Source organism: Treponema primitia ZAS-2, from assembly GCF_000214375.1.
GTDB lineage: Bacteria > Spirochaetota > Spirochaetia > Treponematales > Breznakiellaceae > Termitinema > Termitinema primitia.
Genome location: NC_015578.1, coordinates 1705016 through 1722061, shown reverse-complemented (window position 1 = coordinate 1722061; position 17046 = coordinate 1705016). Strand labels below are relative to the sequence as shown.

The following is a 17046-nucleotide window of genomic DNA, read 5'->3' as shown; positions in this document are numbered from 1 at the left end:
CTACCTTATGATGACAGGAGGAACCGTGATGCCGGGACGTACGCCGTCCATACCACTTGCGCAGTTCCCCGCGAAAGCGGCTGATTTATCCGCGGAACTTACTGCTTATTTCAGCCTGCTTTGGCTTTTTGTGGGTATTATCTCCGTTCTCGTACTCCTTCTCTGCTATCTTTATTTTTCCATGAAAAAAGCGCAGCAGATGGAAGAGCAGAACCTTGCTTTTTCCCATTTGATTATCGCGGGGCAGGAACAGGAACGGCAGCGCATATCCCGGGAACTCCATGACACGGTGCTTCCCGAAATCCGCTTTAGCCCTGCTGCCGATAAAATCAGGGAGATCTGCGCCGATCTTATGCCTCCCGACTTTGAACGCTTTTCCTTTATCGATTCCCTCTCCGGCCTTATGGCCAAATTCGGCAAAAAGACCGGGATTGAATGTGTCCTCAATATTCAGGAAGGTTTGGATCTTGGCGGGATAAAAGCGGTAAACCAGCTTCATCTGTACCGCATGGTTCAGGAAGCCCTTAATAATATAGAAAAACATTCGGGGGCTCAAAAGGCTTTCCTCATAGCCCGGCGGCAAAACCGGAATATTCTGCTCTGTGTTTCCGATGACGGCGCAGGGCTCTCCCCAGGCATACCGCAGGGAGGCCTGGGCATGAGAACCATGCGTCAGCGAGCCGCCATCATAGGCGCCACCTTTACGGTACGCAGCGAAAAGGACAACGGCTTTATGGTTTGCATCGAAGTACCCGAAGGGGACGATCAGGCATGAAAACTCTCCCGAACCTTTTCATACTAGAGGATCATCCCATTATGCGGAATGGCCTGGAGGCATACTTTAGCGCTTCGGGGCGCTGGCGTGTTTTGGGAACGTCGTCTACCCTGAACGAGGCAAAAGCGTTTTTGACGCCGGGTAAAACTACCGCCCCCCAGCCCGATATAATACTCCTTGACATACAGCTTGAAGACGCCTGGGGACTTGATCTCGTTCCCTGGATGAAGGAGCGGAACCGTACCGCAAATCCGCCGATTGAGCTCCCCAGGTTCGTGGTCTACACCAACTTCACCGACTACTCCCATGTGAACACCACGATCAGCATGGGCGTCTATGCCTATGTCTGCAAAAGCCGGAACGAAGCCGAACTTGAAGAGGCCATAAATACAGTCCTGAGAGGGGAAATGTACATTGATAAATCAGTGGAGCCGAAACTGAATACCATTGCCGCTGCCCTAAGCCTCCTTACCAAACGGGAAGCCCAGATCCTTACCCTGGTAAAGGACGGCCTTTCCAACAAGCAAATCGCCGCCGGACTCGGCATAAAAGTGCGCACGGTGGAAAACATCCTGTCCTTTGTCTACATGAAAACCGGCGTCTCCTCCCGGCTTGAACTGCAAAAAATGTAAACTCGTGCGTAACTACTCATGACAGCAAATAAAACAAGGTCCCATACTCCTGGTATGCAATCATAGAATTGTAAAAAAATCTTAAAGGGGGTTTTTATGAAAATGAAAAACAGGGGATTTGGAACTCTCGGCTTGTTATTGCTGGTTTTAAGCCTTTCATTTTTTGGCTGCGATACCGGTACGGGCGGTACGGACGGCACGGGCGACAACAGCAACGGCGGAGATACCCCCGGTACTCTAACAATTACAGGCGGTACAGTTTCGGGAACTGCCGCTTTGTTTCAAAATACAGCAGCTTTGAAGGCAAGTAATCCGCTTGGCGGAAGCACGGATACCGCCAGCCCCTATAGCTTATATAACATGGATAAAACTCCGTTTACCGGAACCGGTAATTATCTTATTTATATTGGCAACGATAATAGTGCCACGGGACGCGCAAATGTCCCATTTGTAAACGGCAGTGCGACAGTGGCTTATAGCAGTTTGGTATCATGGCTTGCATTATTAGGCGGCAGCGATGGTGATGGTGATGGTGATGGTGATGGTGACGGCGATGGCGATGGTGACGGCGATGGCGATGGTGACGGCGATGGTGACGGCATTGCTTTTACTGTAACTGCCGATGGAACAGCAAATACCCAGGCTACTACTGAACTAACTTTGACTTTTGCAAGCGCAATTACCGGATTAGTTGGAACCGATATTACTTTAACGAATAATGGCGGCACAGCGGCGATGGGAAGTTTGACCGGAAGCGGAATAAGCTGGAAATTGGGGATTACTACAAGCAAAGCGGGAAACGTTAAAGTCAAAATCACAAAAGATGGCATTAACAGTACTAATCATCCGGTTACGGTTCATTATCCGTCTGGAAGCAGCGGCCCGAAGGGTATTCTGACATTTACCGACAGCCTGCCTGATATTACTGGTTTTTATGTTGTCGAAAATAGTCAAACATCCTTAGCTAATGGAATGCCGGCGGTGGCTTATTATTCATCCAACCTGGGATGGAAAAATGCAAGTTCAAAAACATTTGAACTGCACACCCGCAGTAATTTGACAATAGAAGACTATGCAAGTTCATCGGATCCAAAATGGGACGGAAATGGAACATATACGCTATTTTATAATGCTTCCAGTGGAGACCCCAGAATTTTAAGAAATGTTTCGTTCGTTAATGGGTCCGTTGCCGTTAACCTGGCTGACTTTGCGATCTCCGGTATCCTGGAATTTGCCGACACTCTTCCAACAGATGTATATAAAGCACTGTATGTTGTAGCTAATGATACGGAAGTATTCAATTATTATATACCAATAGAAGCTTATTATAGTACAAATTATGCAGGTTGGCGCAATACAACTAAAAAAACATTTGAGCTTCACGTCAATGATATAGATTCTACAATGACCTTAGCTATGACTGGTGAATCTCACAAAAAATGGACAGGGTCCGGAACCTTTACAGTCGTTTATCAAACCTCGTCTTCTGCTTATAAACTTCTAAGGGATGTTGAGTTTGTCAACGGGTGCGCTACGGTTAACTTAGCGGATTTTACCATTCCGGGTATCTTAAAATTCACTGATGACCTTCCAGCAGTAGAAAATTTATTATTTATTGTTGCTAACAACACAACCGCTTTCTATGATTCCACACCAGTAGCCGCCTACTACAATAATCGTTATGCAGCTTGGCGTGATACAACGGCAAAGACCTTTGAGCTTCATGTACTAGCACCCGACCAAACATTAGGTTTAACTCCCAGCTACGACCACGGAAGATGGGCAGGGTCAGGAACGTTTACAATTGTTTATGAATATCTCCACGATTCCAACCGTAAATATAAACTTCTAAGGGATGTTGAGTTTGTCAACGGGTGCGCTACGGTTGACTTAGCGGATTTTATCATTCCGGGTATCTTAAAATTCACTGATGACCTTCCAACAATAGAATATTCATTATTTATTGTTGCTAACAACACAACAGTCTTCAATGATTCCACACCAGTAGCGGCCTACTATAATGAAGGTTATTCAAGTTGGCGTGATACAACAGTAAAGACCTTTGAACTTCATGTAAAAGAACCCGGCCAAACATTGGATTTAACTCCCGGCCCCAGTGACAGCGGAAGCTGGGCAGGATCCGGAACCTTTACAATTGTTTATCAATACGATTACGATAACCATAAATATAAACTTCTAAAAAATGTTGCGTTTATCAACGGCTGCGCTGATGCTACGAATGCAAGTTTCGAATCTTTAAACTGACGAAGTAACGATAGCTGATCTTGCTTTTAAGAGGGAGTTGCAAAACTCCCTCTTTTTCATTTCTACTTGGCGCGGCCTTATTGTTTTCTATAACAAGTAAATAATCCCACTTCGTTTATATATTTCGCATATTCTCCAAAAGCGTCAATGCTCATATCTCCTGATTCAATAAGAGTATTTTCAACGATAAAATAACAATCATTATACTTTTTTAGATATGTAATATAATCATCTCTATTACAGAAAATATATATTTGATCGTCGTTAAAATAGGGAACCAGTTCAGAATACTTCTAATATTCCTCATTAAGTACAATAAGTATGACATAAATAGTTATTTCTGTATTATTATCTTTCTTTTTATTATAATATATGGCATAGACTCCAAACAGACCTGGTTTCCCGCGCTACTAAGCCGAATCAGAGCCCTCTTTCTTTAACAAACTGCGATCCAGCTCAGCGAAGGCCTCTGCAAGGAAGGTATTGAGAAACAGCAGCCCTTCCCTGGTTAAGGCAAGGGCTTCCCGTCTCTCCCAACTTTTCAGAGGAGCGAGCAGCTCCCGCTTTTCCCAGCGGCGGAGGGTTTGGAGGATCAGGCTTTCCAGGCTGCAATGAAAACGCTTTTCAAACAATGCAGTGTCCGGGCCTTCCAGGGAGCGGAAACCCATGAGTAGGCTTTCCTGTATCAGGGTGGGCCTGTCCAGAATTTCATTCACTGCGGCGGCGCCCCCCGCAAGCCAGGTATCGGCATCCGCAGGAATGGTGTACCGTATACCCCGGCCTTCTTCGTCGTCAATCAGGGTGCCGGAAGCACCCGGGCCAGCGCCCAGCCAGTTTTCCATGCGCCAGTACCGGAGATTGTGCCGCCCCTCCCTGCCGGGCCGGGAAAAATTGGACACCTCGTACTGGGCATATCCCGCCTGTTCCAGGGCATCCCTCCCGGAAAGCCAGAGCCGATCCGCCTCATCCCCGTCGGGCAAAAAAACAGTGCCCCCGGCGGTTCCCGGGGCAGCGCCAAGAGCGGCGCCCGGGACGGCGCACTTGGCGGCAGATTCCGCCAGGTGCGCCACCAGGGGGGTCCCTTCCTCCAGGGTCAGACTGTAGAGAGAGATATGCCCCGGGCTGTATGAAACCAGCTTTTCAATATCCCGCAGTAATACTGTTTCATCCTGAAAAGGAAGGCCTGACATAATATCCGCAGTAAAACTGTCACCAAAATAGTCTGCTATCATGGAAAGCCGTTCATCCAAAAGGCCGGACTCACCGGCCCGGTGTACTGCCTGCCGGGAAGGGCCGTAAAAACTCTGGACCCCCACGCTCAGCCGGGTAACCCCCCGGTCCCGGCATACCTCCAGCAGGTCTTCCCGGACAGACTCAGGGTTCACTTCCAGGGTACATTCTGTAGCAGAAATCCTTCCTGCCGATGCAGGAATACCGGGCAGTATTCCTGCTATACCACCCAGAAGCCTATCCAGCCTTGAAGCACCCAGAACAGAGGGGGTACCCCCGCCAATATATACCGTAGGAACCCTGTCCACCTTAAAGCGGGCAATAAGGCCCCGTATTTCCTCCAGCACCACATCAACATACAGGTTTAGCCGTTCATCATCGGGGCTGGTCAGGATAGAATAAAAATCACAGTAATCGCAGAAGGAGGCGCAGAAGGGAACATGAACGTACAGAGACGCTTCCTGATCCCCCATTTTTTCCTAGGGCCTTCCCAGTTTTGTCAGAGGCCAGTAGCGGAAGAGCAGCTTACCCGCCACCAGATCAACCGGGACGGGACCCCAGGTGCGGGAATCGTTAGTATTACTGCGATCATCGGAAAGGACAAAGCACTCATCTTCGGTAAGGATACGGGTATCCATGTTGCCTGAAAAGGGAATCGACTCATCCCAGAGGGCCGGAACCTGGGGTATATTGGGAACATAGGGCCGGTCGGATAACTCAAATTCTGTAAGGGCGTAATTTCCCCCGGCGGGCCTTACCCGGATCACAAAATTGGTCATGGAAATCTCATCCCCCGGTAGTCCTATGACCCGCTTGATATAGTAATGTTCTTTTTGATTGAAGAGGCTCAGGCGTTGAAGGGTAAAAAACCGGATCAATACATCCAGGGTTTTCCGGGCTATACCCGGATCATCCCTCAGGGACATATCCACCAGAACCACATTGCCCCGCTTAAAAGGAAGCTCCCCGCCAATCCAGTCCCTTTCGGCCAGAAACGCATAGATCCTGTAAGATGAAAGCACAAACCTGTCCCCGCTACGAAGGCCGGGCTGCATGGTTTCATTTTCCAGAACCCGCATGGAGAAAAAAAAGCCCGTAAGCATGGAGTACAAAACGAAAAAAGCCAGGAGCCAAACCAGAACCCAGCGTATCTGATGCCGCTGATCCTTCTGGGCGGCGTAGGAATATTTTCGCCATTTGTTAAACATATATCAGGTTCCTCATAAACATTAGCGTATGGGTCCGATACGCCGGAAGGGCCAATAAATAAGGGAACCCTTTCCCAGAATTTTTGATTCCCGCACCGGGCCAAAGTAACGACCGTCCCGGGAATTATCCCGGTTATCCCCTAGGGGAAGTATGCGACCGGGAGGCACATACCAGCCCTGAGTATGCCGAGCCAAGAGGGTACGGTAGCGGTTCTCCTGGGGATAGGCCCCCCGAATCAATTCCAGCCGGGCCCGCTCATGGGCCAGATAATCGGGGTAGCGCAGCTTATTCACCCCCGCCGCTGCCTCGGAAAGCTCTCCGGAAACGGGCAGCCCCAGATCCATAAGGGCGGCGGCTCTCCCGGCGGCTTTTAGGGCCGGATAGGCGTCTTCATCCATGAGCCGACTCAGCTTATGCTTCAATCCCCGGCCCGCATTATACTCCCGCTCGGGCATCCACCGGTCTTCCCCTGCAAAACGGATATTCAGTTCCCCGTTTTCAGTGATGAACCGGTCCCCCCCCATGCCTACCGCCCGTTTAATAAGGAAGTGAACCTTCGGATCCCCGGATTCATCCTTGTCGATGTCCACCATGGAGAGGGTAAGCATATAGATAATGCGCTGGGCAATATCAAAGGCGGGGCCCCGTGATATATAGGAAGGGTTTTCAAAGATAATCACATCGTTCCGTTTGGGTTTTATGGGGCTGGGCAGCTTGAACACCCCGGGAAGCAATTCCGGGCCGTAGATTATTTTATTGACAAAGATCCGGTCCTTAATTAAAAGGGTATCGATCATGGAACCCGAGGGGATCTGGTATGCTTGGAAAAGGTATTGGTTGATCAGGAGTACCACCCCCGCCGCCCAGAGAAAGGCCTCTATCCAGTCCAGCACGGGGTTCTTTGCCCGGGATTTCTCCTTCCTGATCCGCCGCTTACGCTGCCTGCGGCTTAAACAGCCTTCGGTGAATACCTGGAGTTGATCAAAAAAATCCCTGTTGTCAGCCATATATAAGGCAAAATACCATGAAGCGCCATCGTTGACAAGGTATGAAGGGGCCCCTATAATCATCTGATATGTTCGGAAAAAAGACCCCCACGGAACTTCTTTCGCGGGAAGCGCCGACTTTAGCCGGAACCTTGGAAGTACCGGAGGATCAGGTCCATCTGGAGCCTATCCTGGGTATACGGCCTGGGGTTTATCTGGCCGGTCTTTTCACACTGATACTCCTGGCGCTGCTTTTCTTCATCTTCCTCTTCCCCGGGCTTACCAATCCGGGCAGCCTCCTGGTTTTGGATTCCGAGCCCAGGGGTGCGGCGGTGCGTATTGACGGGATCACCCTGGGGGCCACCCCCTGCGAAGTTTTTGTTAGCCAGGGCAGCCGGTCCGTGGAGCTGACCCTCCCGGGATTTGTTTCCCGGAAACTGGACATTGACGCGCCGGGTCGTATCCTCGGCTCCCGGCTTTTCCCCCATCGTATCGCCATTGCAGAAACCCTGGCGCCGACTCTACCCCTGGAAGCCCTTTTTATTGGAGCCTCGGAATATGCCGCATGGTCCTTTACCGGGGAACCCACCGCCGCCTATCAGATACCCCGGGATCTTTCCGAAGGGGCCTACCGTTCAGGACCCGCTGCGGCGGATCCCCTGCTCCGGGAAGGGATGGACGAAATCCTCAAAGAAGCGGCCCGGTACGCCTCCACCAAGGCGGCCCAGAGGGATCTGCTGCGGGCCCTGTTCCTCAGCGGCAATGGAGGGCTTTCCCCTTCCCCCCTTACCTTTACAGAAACCGCCTCGGGTATCCTGAGCTATCTTTCTGAACTTGAAGGCGCCGCCCCCTGGCTTACCGAAACCCTGTCCCCGGAAAGCGCCCGTAGCGTGGAAGGATCCGGCTGGTACCGGGAGGCGGTCTCCTTTGCGGCAGCCCTTTCCGGCAAATCCCCGGTTTCCCCTGTCCGGCCCCTGGGGGCAAGCCTCCGCCTGGACTCCCTCTCTTTCAGGGAAATCCCCGGGGGAAGCTTTATTCAGGGGACCGCCTTTCCCCGGGAACTTACCCAGGGGAGTTTCTATATCGCCACCACCGAAATTGACAGCGAAACTTGGGAACACTTTCTCCGGGCATCCCCCAGGTGGGGACGGGAAAACCGCAAAACCCTGATAAGTGAAGGCTTAGTCTCCGAAGGCTACCTGGAAGAACCGATCTACCCCCCCTACCCTAAGCCCGGCGTGCCGGGAATCTCCTGGTATGCCGCCGCCGCCTGCTGCCAGTGGCTGACCACACTACTTCCCCCTGGGTTAAGAGAATGGGAAGTACGGCTTCCCACGGAAGCTGAATGGGAATACGCCGCCAAGCTCGGCGCTGGGGATTCTGCTTTGCCAAGGGGAACTTCTCTGGAAATACCCCAGAATATGATCGGGGGTCTATGGGAATGGTGCGCTGATTATTATGCTCCCCTCAATTATCTCCCCGGGGGAAATACCATCACTTCCCCTGAACGGTCTCTGAAGGGCGGTTCCTGGATAAACCCCCCAGGATCGGTAGGTATGGAAACCCGGGCATCCCTGGCGCCGGCCACATCATCCGCTTTCGTGTCCTTCAGGCCGGTAATCGCGCCTCTGGCGGCGCCTAAGGCGGTGACACAATGAGCGAAGGGGTTAAGATCATCGCCGTAAACCGCCGGGCCCGGCATGATTACTCGGTGGATGACAGCTATGAATGCGGCATAGAGCTGCTTGGCACGGAGGTCAAGTCCTTTCGGGACAGCAAGATATCTTTTCCCGACGCCTGGGCGGAGGTGATAGACGGCGAAGTATGGGTCCGTTCCCTGCGGGTCGCCGAGAACCCTTTTTCCTCGATTTTTAACCACGACCCGGACCGGAAAAAACGGCTCCTCCTCCATCGGGATGAAATTAAGCGCATAGCCCGAAAGGTTGATGAAAAGGGGTATACCCTTATTCCCCTTTCTTTTTACTTTAAAAAAGGCCGAGTGAAGGTGGAACTTGGACTCTGCAAGGGGAAAAAGACCTATGACAAACGGGCGGATATCCGGGAACGGGATATCAAGCGGGAAATTTCCCGTGAATTCCGCACAAAACTGCAATAATCTGGATTTTACGCCCCTTTTAAAAAAAACCCTCTTTTTTATGATTTTTTAGTAATTATTTGTAAAATGTTGAAATTTATATTATAGTAAAAAAATGAAAAGGATACTTTTGTCCTTTTGTTTCATACCCTTCCTCTGGTCCCTGGATGCCCAGGAAAATAAACCTGTAATCCAGCTTATGCCCTTTACCATTGAGGGCTTGGGCTTGGAAGAATCCCGGTTTATCGAAGCCCTGATACAGTCCTATGTGGGCGATATCGGAGAGTTGGAGATGCGGTTCACCACCCCGGATTATATAATCTCCGGAAGCATCATCCTGGATCAGGACAGTCCAATCCTGTCCCTGGACATTATCAAAACCAGTACCGGTGAACGGGCCTACTATAAGTCCACCTATAAAACTACCACTGATTTGGCTCTGAAGGCCCGTTCCCTGGTGGAAACGGCTTTTTCCATGACGAACCCTTCGCCCGCAGTTGGCATGGGGCCTTCCGCCCATGAAGAGGCGCCTCAAACGGAAATACCCCAGGAAACCCTTTCGGAAGGGAAAATTCTGGGGACCTGGCGGGGAGATACAGGTGTGGAGATAGTCCGCCTCCAGCCGGGAGGAACCGGCAGGGCTATCCTTTCTTCAGGCGTCCAGATGAGCCTGGTCTACCGAATTGATGGAAATACCCTGAAGGTAACTCAAAATTCCCCCAACACTGAACGGTTTTACTACCCCATCCCCTTTGATATTGCCCGGGAATTGAAGGCCCAAGCAGAACCCTGGCAGTGGGAACTCTTTCTTTACGAGGAAGGCACGGTTTTACGGGGTATAAAAACATCCACCGAAGTGGAGTATGAGGACAACCGGATTATAGAATTGCGTCCCGGATCTATCCGCGAAGCTGAATGGACAAAGCCAACCCGCTAGGCCTCTGTATTGCTATTACTTGTAGTATCGCCAGCGTATACGGCGCTCCTGGATAAATTCGGTAATACTCAGCAGAACAAGCAAAGCGGCGCCGGTACAAATGGCAATAAACCAGAGTATCCTGTCGGGAATGGCATTCGGCGCCCGGGGAACCGTAATTTGCCCGGCGGTGGCCCGCTGTTTCCTGGTACCTCCCAGGCCTACTATACGTACAAAATGTTCAGGCCCAGTACCGTACCCCAATTCCCGGGCATAAACCATAATTGTATCAGAATCGTACTTCAGGGCATTCATGGTCCCTTCCAGTTCCTGGTTAAGTTCCTTGAGGGCTTCAATATTCGACTGTTGTTTGTCCCGTTCCACAGAAAGCTGTTTAAGGGCCAAAATACCCGTAGGCCCCACGAGATAGGCCGAGACCGTATAGATTGCAATGGTTGTCCAGACTGCTATGAGGTATTTCAAGATACGCATTAGTACATTAACGGCTGTTCTACCCCATTTCTTGAGGCGTCTCCATTGACAACCGGAAAAAGCGCCGCTAACATTCTTATAAATGGGATTACCTAAAAAATCCTTCACAGAAATTTTGCAATTGACGATAATGGATAATATACGTGTAAATTAGTGGGAGCGGGCTATGGCAACTGAAAAAATTCCTTCAATATATGATGATCGCGGTACAATTGGATCATCCAATGAGCTTGATCAGTATGGCGTATGGGTAAAACTGGAACCCCAGGATATGCCTTCGGATCTTGATTTTCCCTTTCCCAGCCTTGCCCAGGATGGCGAAGGGGACGATGGGGATATTTCATTTGACGAACTGCCGAATTCCTCCCTGGATGATGAATTTGGTCTGGATGAAGTGGGAATTTCTTTCCAAGAGGAGCAGCTTCCCGCTTTGGACTCCCAGGAGCATTCCCCTCCCCGGGTGGAAAACAAAGCAGCGGCGTCGGATCTTTCAACCCAGCTCCTGATGAAGATTGCCGAAGAACTGTCGTCAATCAAGGGAGAGTTGTCCAACCTGAAAAATGAGATTTCCGCTATCCACAACGAAAGGCCCGCTGGCGCTTCCACCAAGACCCTTGATGAGGATGGAGGATTCTTTGATGAAGAGGACGATGACAAAATAGCCCTTACCGGAGATGAGCTGAATAATATTATCCACAACGCAGATTTTATCGAAGAAGCCGGGGCGGACGCCAACACGAACCCTAATGAAGATTTCGGTTTTTCACTCGCCTCAGAACCAATCGATCTAAGTGAATCAGAGGATCTTACCCCTGCGGGAGAAGGTTTTTTTGGATTATCAGAAGAGGATGTTCCGGATCTTTCCGAGGATTTTTCATCCGATGCTTACTCCGAGGAGCCGGAACAGCCGGTGAATACCCCGGAAAGTGCCGCAGAATTTTCAGGTGATGTCGTCTATGACGGCCTGGGCAGACCTCTTGTTAAATTCTCCGATTCCGATACTGATGAATCATCAGAAGATCCCTTTGGATTATCAGACGGGGATACCTCGGATGTTTCTGAGGATGTTTCATCCCAGTCGGCCGCAGACGATTCCGCTGAACTCATCTATGATGGCCTGGGCAGACCCCTTAATAAAATTTCTGATTCCGGAACTGAAAATCCGGCGGTGGAGTTTTCCCCGGAGGATCTTTCAGAATTGGAAAATTCTTCTCCGGAGGACTTTGAGGCAAAGGATACAGAGGACTTAAAGATCCTTAGGGAAGATGGGGTTGAACCCATGACCCCGGCGCCGGAAGACATCTCTTACCTGGAAGAGGAGCCCTTGGACGGGGAACAGTTGGATTTAAGGGATGCGATTATAGATGAGCCTGATCTTAGCGATGGCATTAAGGAAACTCCCCTGGAAGAACCTTCCCTGGATAACCTTTCCCTGATTGATCTGGACAATATGGATGATATTCCCGCAGTTGAAGAGAACCTTTTTGAGGAAGTTTCCTTTGATGATCTTTCCCCGGATGAAACTTCCGTTAATGAAGACGGATCTTCCCGGGAGACTAATCCGGGAGATGATTTTTCTGAAATCTCCTTTGATGATATTCCTGATGCCATTGACGAATCTTCCCTGGATTTACCCGATTCAGATCTGAATTTTGATATGATCAGTGAAGATGCGGATCTTCCCATACAGGAAAACGTTCAGGACAATGTTATTACCGATGATTCCTTTGAATCCATATCCCTGTTTGATGAAACTTCAGATGAAAGCTCCGGTGAGGAACCGGAAATTGATGACGACCTTGAGCAGGCTCTTCCTGAGGGTACGAAGATTGTATTGGATCTTCCACCTCTGGATCTACCATTGGATGAGATAGATGAGTTTTTCAAGGAAGAGGGGCTTGACGACCTAAATTTTAGTGGTCCCGGCTCCGCTGAAAATGCGGACGCCGGGGATCCGACAGATAATATTGACCTCCTTGAGGATCTCGATTCCCTTGAAATAACCCTGGAAGATGAGCCACTTGCAACAGAGTCCCCCGCACCGGAAAACGATACTTTCGTTGCTGATATCCCGAAGGAAGCTTCCATGGAAATTCCCGTTCCCGGGGGAACGGGGATCTTATCTTCAATTAAAACTGAACTCCGAAATGTCCTTGTTTATATGGATAAACTGTTAGAATCCCTGCCGGAAGAAAAAATTGAAGAGTTCGCCCAGTCTGAATATTTTGATACCTACAAAAAACTCTTCGTGGAATTAGGTATTAGCTAATGGGTCTTTTAAGCAAAGCCCTCAGTGGCTCGCCCAGTAAATTAGATGATGCAGGAATTGCTCTGAAGGACCGGCTTCTCCGGCTTTCATCGAAAAAATCGGCCACAGGAAGTTCCGCCTACACCGCCCTGAGCCTATTAAAGGGTTACGGCGCATTTAAGTCAGGGGCATGCCTGGAATTGAAAAAAGAAGGCTACACCAGCTATGTTTCTGTGGGCATGGGAGTTGCTAAAGTAATACTAGCACCGGAAGAAATAGATGCCAGGCATCAAAGTTTTTTTGAAATTAATAACCCCGAATCCCTGGCACTTAAATTTTTTATTCCCGGAATGAAGCTCTGGATATTCCCCCTGGACAACCGGGAGCCAAAACTGAACCTACTCCTTGCAGCAGAAGAGCCCGACGCCGGTTTTAACCCTGAGCGCATTGCTCTGATTCTTGAGGACACAAAAATTATTTTCACTTCACCTGTAGCAGCGTCAGATCTATTGCAAGAGAAAGCTCCTGAACAAACGGCGGCACTTCCAGCGCAGCTCCCCGCGGCACTTCCCGCGGAACTTCCAGCGGCAGAATTTGACCTGGAAATCCCGATGGAAGAGTCGCCGGAAATTTCGACAAAAGAAGAGATTTGCAGTAAAATTAACGCCTACCAAAAGGTTAATCCCCAATTTCAGGGCATAGTTCTGAAAAAAACGGATAAGGGCAAGGAAGACTTCGCCCCAGAGCTCCGGCTCAAACTTGGAGCCCTGGGAGAGACGAACCTACTCCCCTCAGGACGTGCCCTGCTGCTGCTGCCCATGCCTCCTGACCGGGAACTGATTGCCCACCGGCTTTCCATAAGCCTTAACACCGAAGTCCTAGCCTGCTTTGAAGCGGATACTCCCGAAAAAGCCCTGGAGCTAATCCAGCCCTATCTGTAATATGCTTGAACGGCTTGCTCCTACAGGAAGCGGTTTCCCCACTATCTTTATTGGAGATCTGGTCTTACATTCCCGGTACAACCCCCTGGTGGAGGCGGAGCGGTATATTAATTCCCTCAACTTCAGGGATGGTGTCCGGTTCTTCATATTCCTGGAGCCCGGACTGGACTATGCCGTTCATGCCCTGCGAAAAAAATTCCCCCAGGCCTGTATCCTGGTCCTCCATATATCCGCTTTTTTTACCCGTAACACTATTGCTACTGCCGCAACCGGTGAAGTATGCAGCAGTAATGGTGTTACCGGATCCGCTGATGCAGTATGGGGGCCTGATTCTGCGGAAACGGTCCAGCAATTTCTGGAAAACCATATACCGGATACGGAAGCTTCTTCGGTGGCGGTTGTTGAATGGCGCCCATCCCAAGCTGCATTCGGAGAAGCCTACCTCAGGCTTCTGGCGGACACCGCAGAATTTATCAAACGGGTAGATGCCAACAAGCGGACTGTAGCAGCCTTTGGCAGGCGCTGGTTCATGAATACCCTTAAAAACATAAGGCTTTTGAAAAGGGTTCCCCAATACCCTACCCTTTCCATGCCCCTGGTGATATGCGGTGCAGGTCCCAGCTTAGAGGAGGTCATCCCCCTTATAAAAGAACGTAAAAAAAACGGCTCTGTATTTATTCTGGCGGCCTCATCCTCTGTATCAGCCCTCCTTGCGGCGGACCTGATCCCTGACCTTATTCTCAGCACCGACGGGGGAAACTGGGCTTTGCTGCACCTTTACGAAGCCCTTCGCGGGGAACTCTGTTGCAAGCGGCGAAGCTTCTTGGGTGAACAGGATCGCTGCCAGGGCTGGGCCGGACCTGTTTTTACCGCAAGCCTCAGCGCCGCCCTGCCCTCTCAGTTTGAATCATTACCCTGGCTTCCCATTAGCGACGGCTCCCTTTGGCAGAATCTCCTTTTGGAAAATACCGCCCTGCCCTTTGCAAAGCTTCCCCAGAGGGGAACCGTCACCGCTACTGCCCTGGATCTGGCCTTCATGCTTACCCGCGGCCCGGTGTATATAGCCGGTATGGATCTGGCTAACTCAGGCTTACGCACCCATGCGCGCCCCTACAGCTTTGACCGGCTCCTTGAAGAACAAGGGTCCAGGCTGAAACCGGTTTATTCCCAGAGTTTCCTCAGGGCTTCCACCATTGCCGCATCGGGAAGCCAGAGTATCTACGCCCAATGGTTTGCCCGCAGGATAGAAACCTGTCCGGACCGGATTTTTTCCCTGGGGAACAACAACGCTGTGTTTGAAAATTTCAGGAAAGGGAGCTTATCTGAAAGCGGCCAGAATTGCGTACCAGGGTTCTCTGTTCCTGAATTTATCGAAAGGCCGGTTTCTCCAGCATCCATGGAGGGTGCAGAATTACTGCTCCGATCCCTTGATTCTCCGGAAAGCCGGGACACCCTGGTCAGGGAACTGGGTCCCCTGCTCTTAAACGGCGATCCTCGGCCTTCCGCAGGAGCAATCAGGGAAGCGCTTATAGAAGCCAGCAGTGACAATAAGCGGGGCAGCTATGAATAAGGGTTTTTATTTTGAAAGGAACCTGCTGGCCCTGTCCAGGTTTGATCCCGCCCTCTGCTCACGCCTTTCAGGAGCGGAAACCACCAGGGGCCGCTACAGATTCATTGAATCCCGGTCAGGGGAATCCATTCCCGCCCTAGTGGATAACTCAGGGGCGGCCCATCCCCTGCACTCGCTGGTTGATCCCCGGAGAGAAGGAAAACGACTGATCTCCACCCTGGGCAATGAGGGCTTCCTCATCATTTTCGGTTTAGGAGGGGGCTTTCATATAGAAGCTGCTCTGGAAAAAACAACTATCGAAGGGATTACAGTGATAGATTTTGATATCCACGGCGTAGCAGAACTGTTAAGCTCCCGGGAGTATATTGGCATCTTTAACGACCCACGGTTCAGGCTTTTGGTGGACCCCTCAGCTGAAGCCCTGGAGCAGTACATCCTGGACCGTTACAAACCGGTTATCTGCGGCGGCATAAGCCTGCTGCCCCTGCGTACCAGAGCTGATTTCAGTCAAGGCCTGTTCAACCAAGCAGGGGAAGCGATCAAGTCCGCCATTGATATGGTATCAGCGGATTATTCGGTCCAGGCCTATTTCGGAAAACGTTGGTTTTCCAACATCATCAGGAATATTGCTCAGGCGGAACAGAATACAGTTCCCCTCGCCCCAGTGCACAGTGTTGCTATATGTGCCGCCGGCCCAAGCCTGGATGCCCAGATACCATTGTTGGCAGAAAGAAAAAATAGGCCCTTCATCATTGCTGCGGATACAGCCCTCCCTGCCCTGATCAGTGCGGGACTTACGCCGGATGCGGTGGTTTCCATTGACTGTCAGCATATCAGCTACTATCACTTTATGGCGGGGCTTCCCGAACAAACCCTGCTCTTTCTTGATCTGGCAAGCCCGCCCCTGGTAGCCTCCCGTTCACCGAGGCCCTATTTCTTTTCCGGAGGCCACCCCTTAACCAGGTATATCTCCCGTTACTGGCGACCCATCCCGGAGGTAGATACCTCGGGAGCCAATGTCACCTATGCCGCACTATCCCTGGCAGAATACCTATGCGCCCGGAATATTGAATTGTACGGCGCAGACTTTTCCTATCCCCGGGGAACAAGCTATGCCCGGGGAACCTATATCCGTTCCCTTTTTGAAAACAAACAGAATCGCTGCATTCCTCTGGAGGCACTCCATTCTGCTTTCCTTTACCGGACTCCCCTCTTTAAGCAGGGTGATGAAAATAATTCCTGGTATTATGAGACAAAACCCATGGCCATGTACCGCCTCAGGTTGGAAGAAAAAGTTCGCAGCATGAAGGCCCGTATTGTCGTCGTTCCCGGCATGGGCGCGCCAATCAGACTGGAAACAAACACTGGGGACAACAGAACTGCTGATACACTTCGGCTTTTTTCTTCAGGCAAGGCTGCCATGGGCGCACTGGAATTCCTCGCCCAATACCGGGCCGGCATAAACGCCCTTCCCCTTCTCCAAGGACCGGTATACAGTTTTCTCACCGGCCTTTCTAAGGAAGAGACTATTATATTCACTACTTTACTTCCAGCTGCGGCGGCATTAAAACGAAGTGCGCCTGAATTGGATACTCCAGAGCTTTTTGATGCGGTGAAGAAATACTGTGTTGGGGAATTAGAAAAACTTCTTGGGATATGGGGTATGAGGTAGAGGGTGTGGGGGTCC

At 50.6% G+C, this 17046-nt stretch carries 14 protein-coding genes; 10 read left to right on the top strand and 4 right to left on the bottom strand.

What is annotated here, in order from left to right:
- Positions 1–28 precede the first annotated feature (28 nt).
- From TREPR_RS07665 to TREPR_RS18400, 3 genes are all read left to right on the top strand, one after another.
- Positions 29–775 (top strand): sensor histidine kinase, encoded by a 747-nt coding sequence (locus TREPR_RS07665; protein WP_015707728.1) that lies wholly within the window; start codon positions 29–31, stop codon positions 773–775.
- Positions 772–1407 (top strand): response regulator transcription factor, encoded by a 636-nt coding sequence (locus tag TREPR_RS07660; protein ID WP_041611073.1) that lies wholly within the window; start codon positions 772–774, stop codon positions 1405–1407. The genes TREPR_RS07665 and TREPR_RS07660 overlap by 4 nt, the downstream gene beginning before the upstream one ends.
- Positions 1408–1503: 96 nt before the next feature.
- Positions 1504–3672 (top strand): hypothetical protein, encoded by a 2169-nt coding sequence (locus TREPR_RS18400; RefSeq protein ID WP_015707726.1) that lies wholly within the window; start codon positions 1504–1506, stop codon positions 3670–3672.
- 410 nt (positions 3673–4082) lie between these two features.
- Here TREPR_RS18400 and TREPR_RS07650 read toward each other — a convergent pair whose 3' ends face one another.
- The 3 genes from TREPR_RS07650 to lepB (TREPR_RS07640) are packed head-to-tail and all read right to left on the bottom strand — an operon-like array spanning position 4083 to position 7118.
- Positions 4083–5375 carry a coproporphyrinogen-III oxidase family protein gene (locus TREPR_RS07650; protein ID WP_015707724.1) on the bottom strand — a complete coding sequence of 431 codons (1293 nt, stop codon included), beginning with the start codon at positions 5373–5375 and terminating at the stop codon, positions 4083–4085.
- Positions 5376–5381: 6 nt separating this feature from the next.
- On the bottom strand, positions 5382–6110 hold the full coding sequence (lepB, locus tag TREPR_RS07645; RefSeq protein WP_015707723.1) for a signal peptidase I: 729 nt from the start codon (positions 6108–6110) through the stop codon (positions 5382–5384).
- A 21-nt stretch (positions 6111–6131) separates the two neighbouring features.
- Positions 6132–7118, bottom strand: a complete 987-nt coding sequence (gene lepB, locus TREPR_RS07640; protein ID WP_041611532.1) for a signal peptidase I — start codon at positions 7116–7118, stop codon at positions 6132–6134.
- Positions 7119–7186: 68 nt separating this feature from the next.
- Here lepB (TREPR_RS07640) and TREPR_RS07635 point away from each other — a divergent pair, with 68 nt between their 5' ends.
- The 3 genes from TREPR_RS07635 to TREPR_RS07625 all read left to right on the top strand — a co-directional run bounded on the left by TREPR_RS07635 (position 7187) and on the right by TREPR_RS07625 (position 10129).
- Positions 7187–8755 carry an SUMF1/EgtB/PvdO family nonheme iron enzyme gene (locus tag TREPR_RS07635; RefSeq protein ID WP_015707721.1) on the top strand — a complete coding sequence of 523 codons (1569 nt, stop codon included), beginning with the start codon at positions 7187–7189 and terminating at the stop codon, positions 8753–8755.
- On the top strand, positions 8752–9213 hold the full coding sequence (gene smpB, locus TREPR_RS07630; RefSeq protein ID WP_015707720.1) for an SsrA-binding protein SmpB: 462 nt from the start codon (positions 8752–8754) through the stop codon (positions 9211–9213). The genes TREPR_RS07635 and smpB overlap by 4 nt, the downstream gene beginning before the upstream one ends.
- Positions 9214–9307: 94 nt before the next feature.
- Positions 9308–10129, top strand: a complete 822-nt coding sequence (locus TREPR_RS07625) for a TP0183 family DNA metabolism protein (RefSeq protein ID WP_015707719.1) — start codon at positions 9308–9310, stop codon at positions 10127–10129.
- Positions 10130–10144: 15 nt separating this feature from the next.
- Here the strand turns inward: TREPR_RS07625 and TREPR_RS07620 are convergent, their stop codons facing one another.
- Entirely contained in the window at positions 10145–10600 is a 456-nt protein-coding gene (locus TREPR_RS07620) for a septum formation initiator family protein (protein ID WP_015707718.1), read from the bottom strand.
- Between the two features lie 166 nt (positions 10601–10766).
- Between TREPR_RS07620 and TREPR_RS07615 the strand changes: the two genes are divergently transcribed.
- Genes TREPR_RS07615 through TREPR_RS07600 form a run of 4 tightly spaced genes read left to right on the top strand, consistent with a single transcriptional unit; the run spans position 10767 to position 17031 of the window.
- On the top strand, positions 10767–12869 hold the full coding sequence (locus TREPR_RS07615) for a hypothetical protein (protein ID WP_015707717.1): 2103 nt from the start codon (positions 10767–10769) through the stop codon (positions 12867–12869).
- A complete protein-coding gene (locus tag TREPR_RS07610) occupies positions 12869–13789 on the top strand; it encodes a hypothetical protein (protein ID WP_015707716.1) in 921 nt (306 codons plus the stop codon). The genes TREPR_RS07615 and TREPR_RS07610 overlap by 1 nt, the downstream gene beginning before the upstream one ends.
- A gap of 1 nt (position 13790) precedes the next feature.
- Positions 13791–15359 carry a 6-hydroxymethylpterin diphosphokinase MptE-like protein gene (locus TREPR_RS07605; protein WP_015707715.1) on the top strand — a complete coding sequence of 523 codons (1569 nt, stop codon included), beginning with the start codon at positions 13791–13793 and terminating at the stop codon, positions 15357–15359.
- Positions 15352–17031 (top strand): motility associated factor glycosyltransferase family protein, encoded by a 1680-nt coding sequence (locus TREPR_RS07600; RefSeq protein WP_015707714.1) that lies wholly within the window; start codon positions 15352–15354, stop codon positions 17029–17031. The genes TREPR_RS07605 and TREPR_RS07600 overlap by 8 nt, the downstream gene beginning before the upstream one ends.
- The last annotated feature ends 15 nt before the right edge of the window (positions 17032–17046 follow it).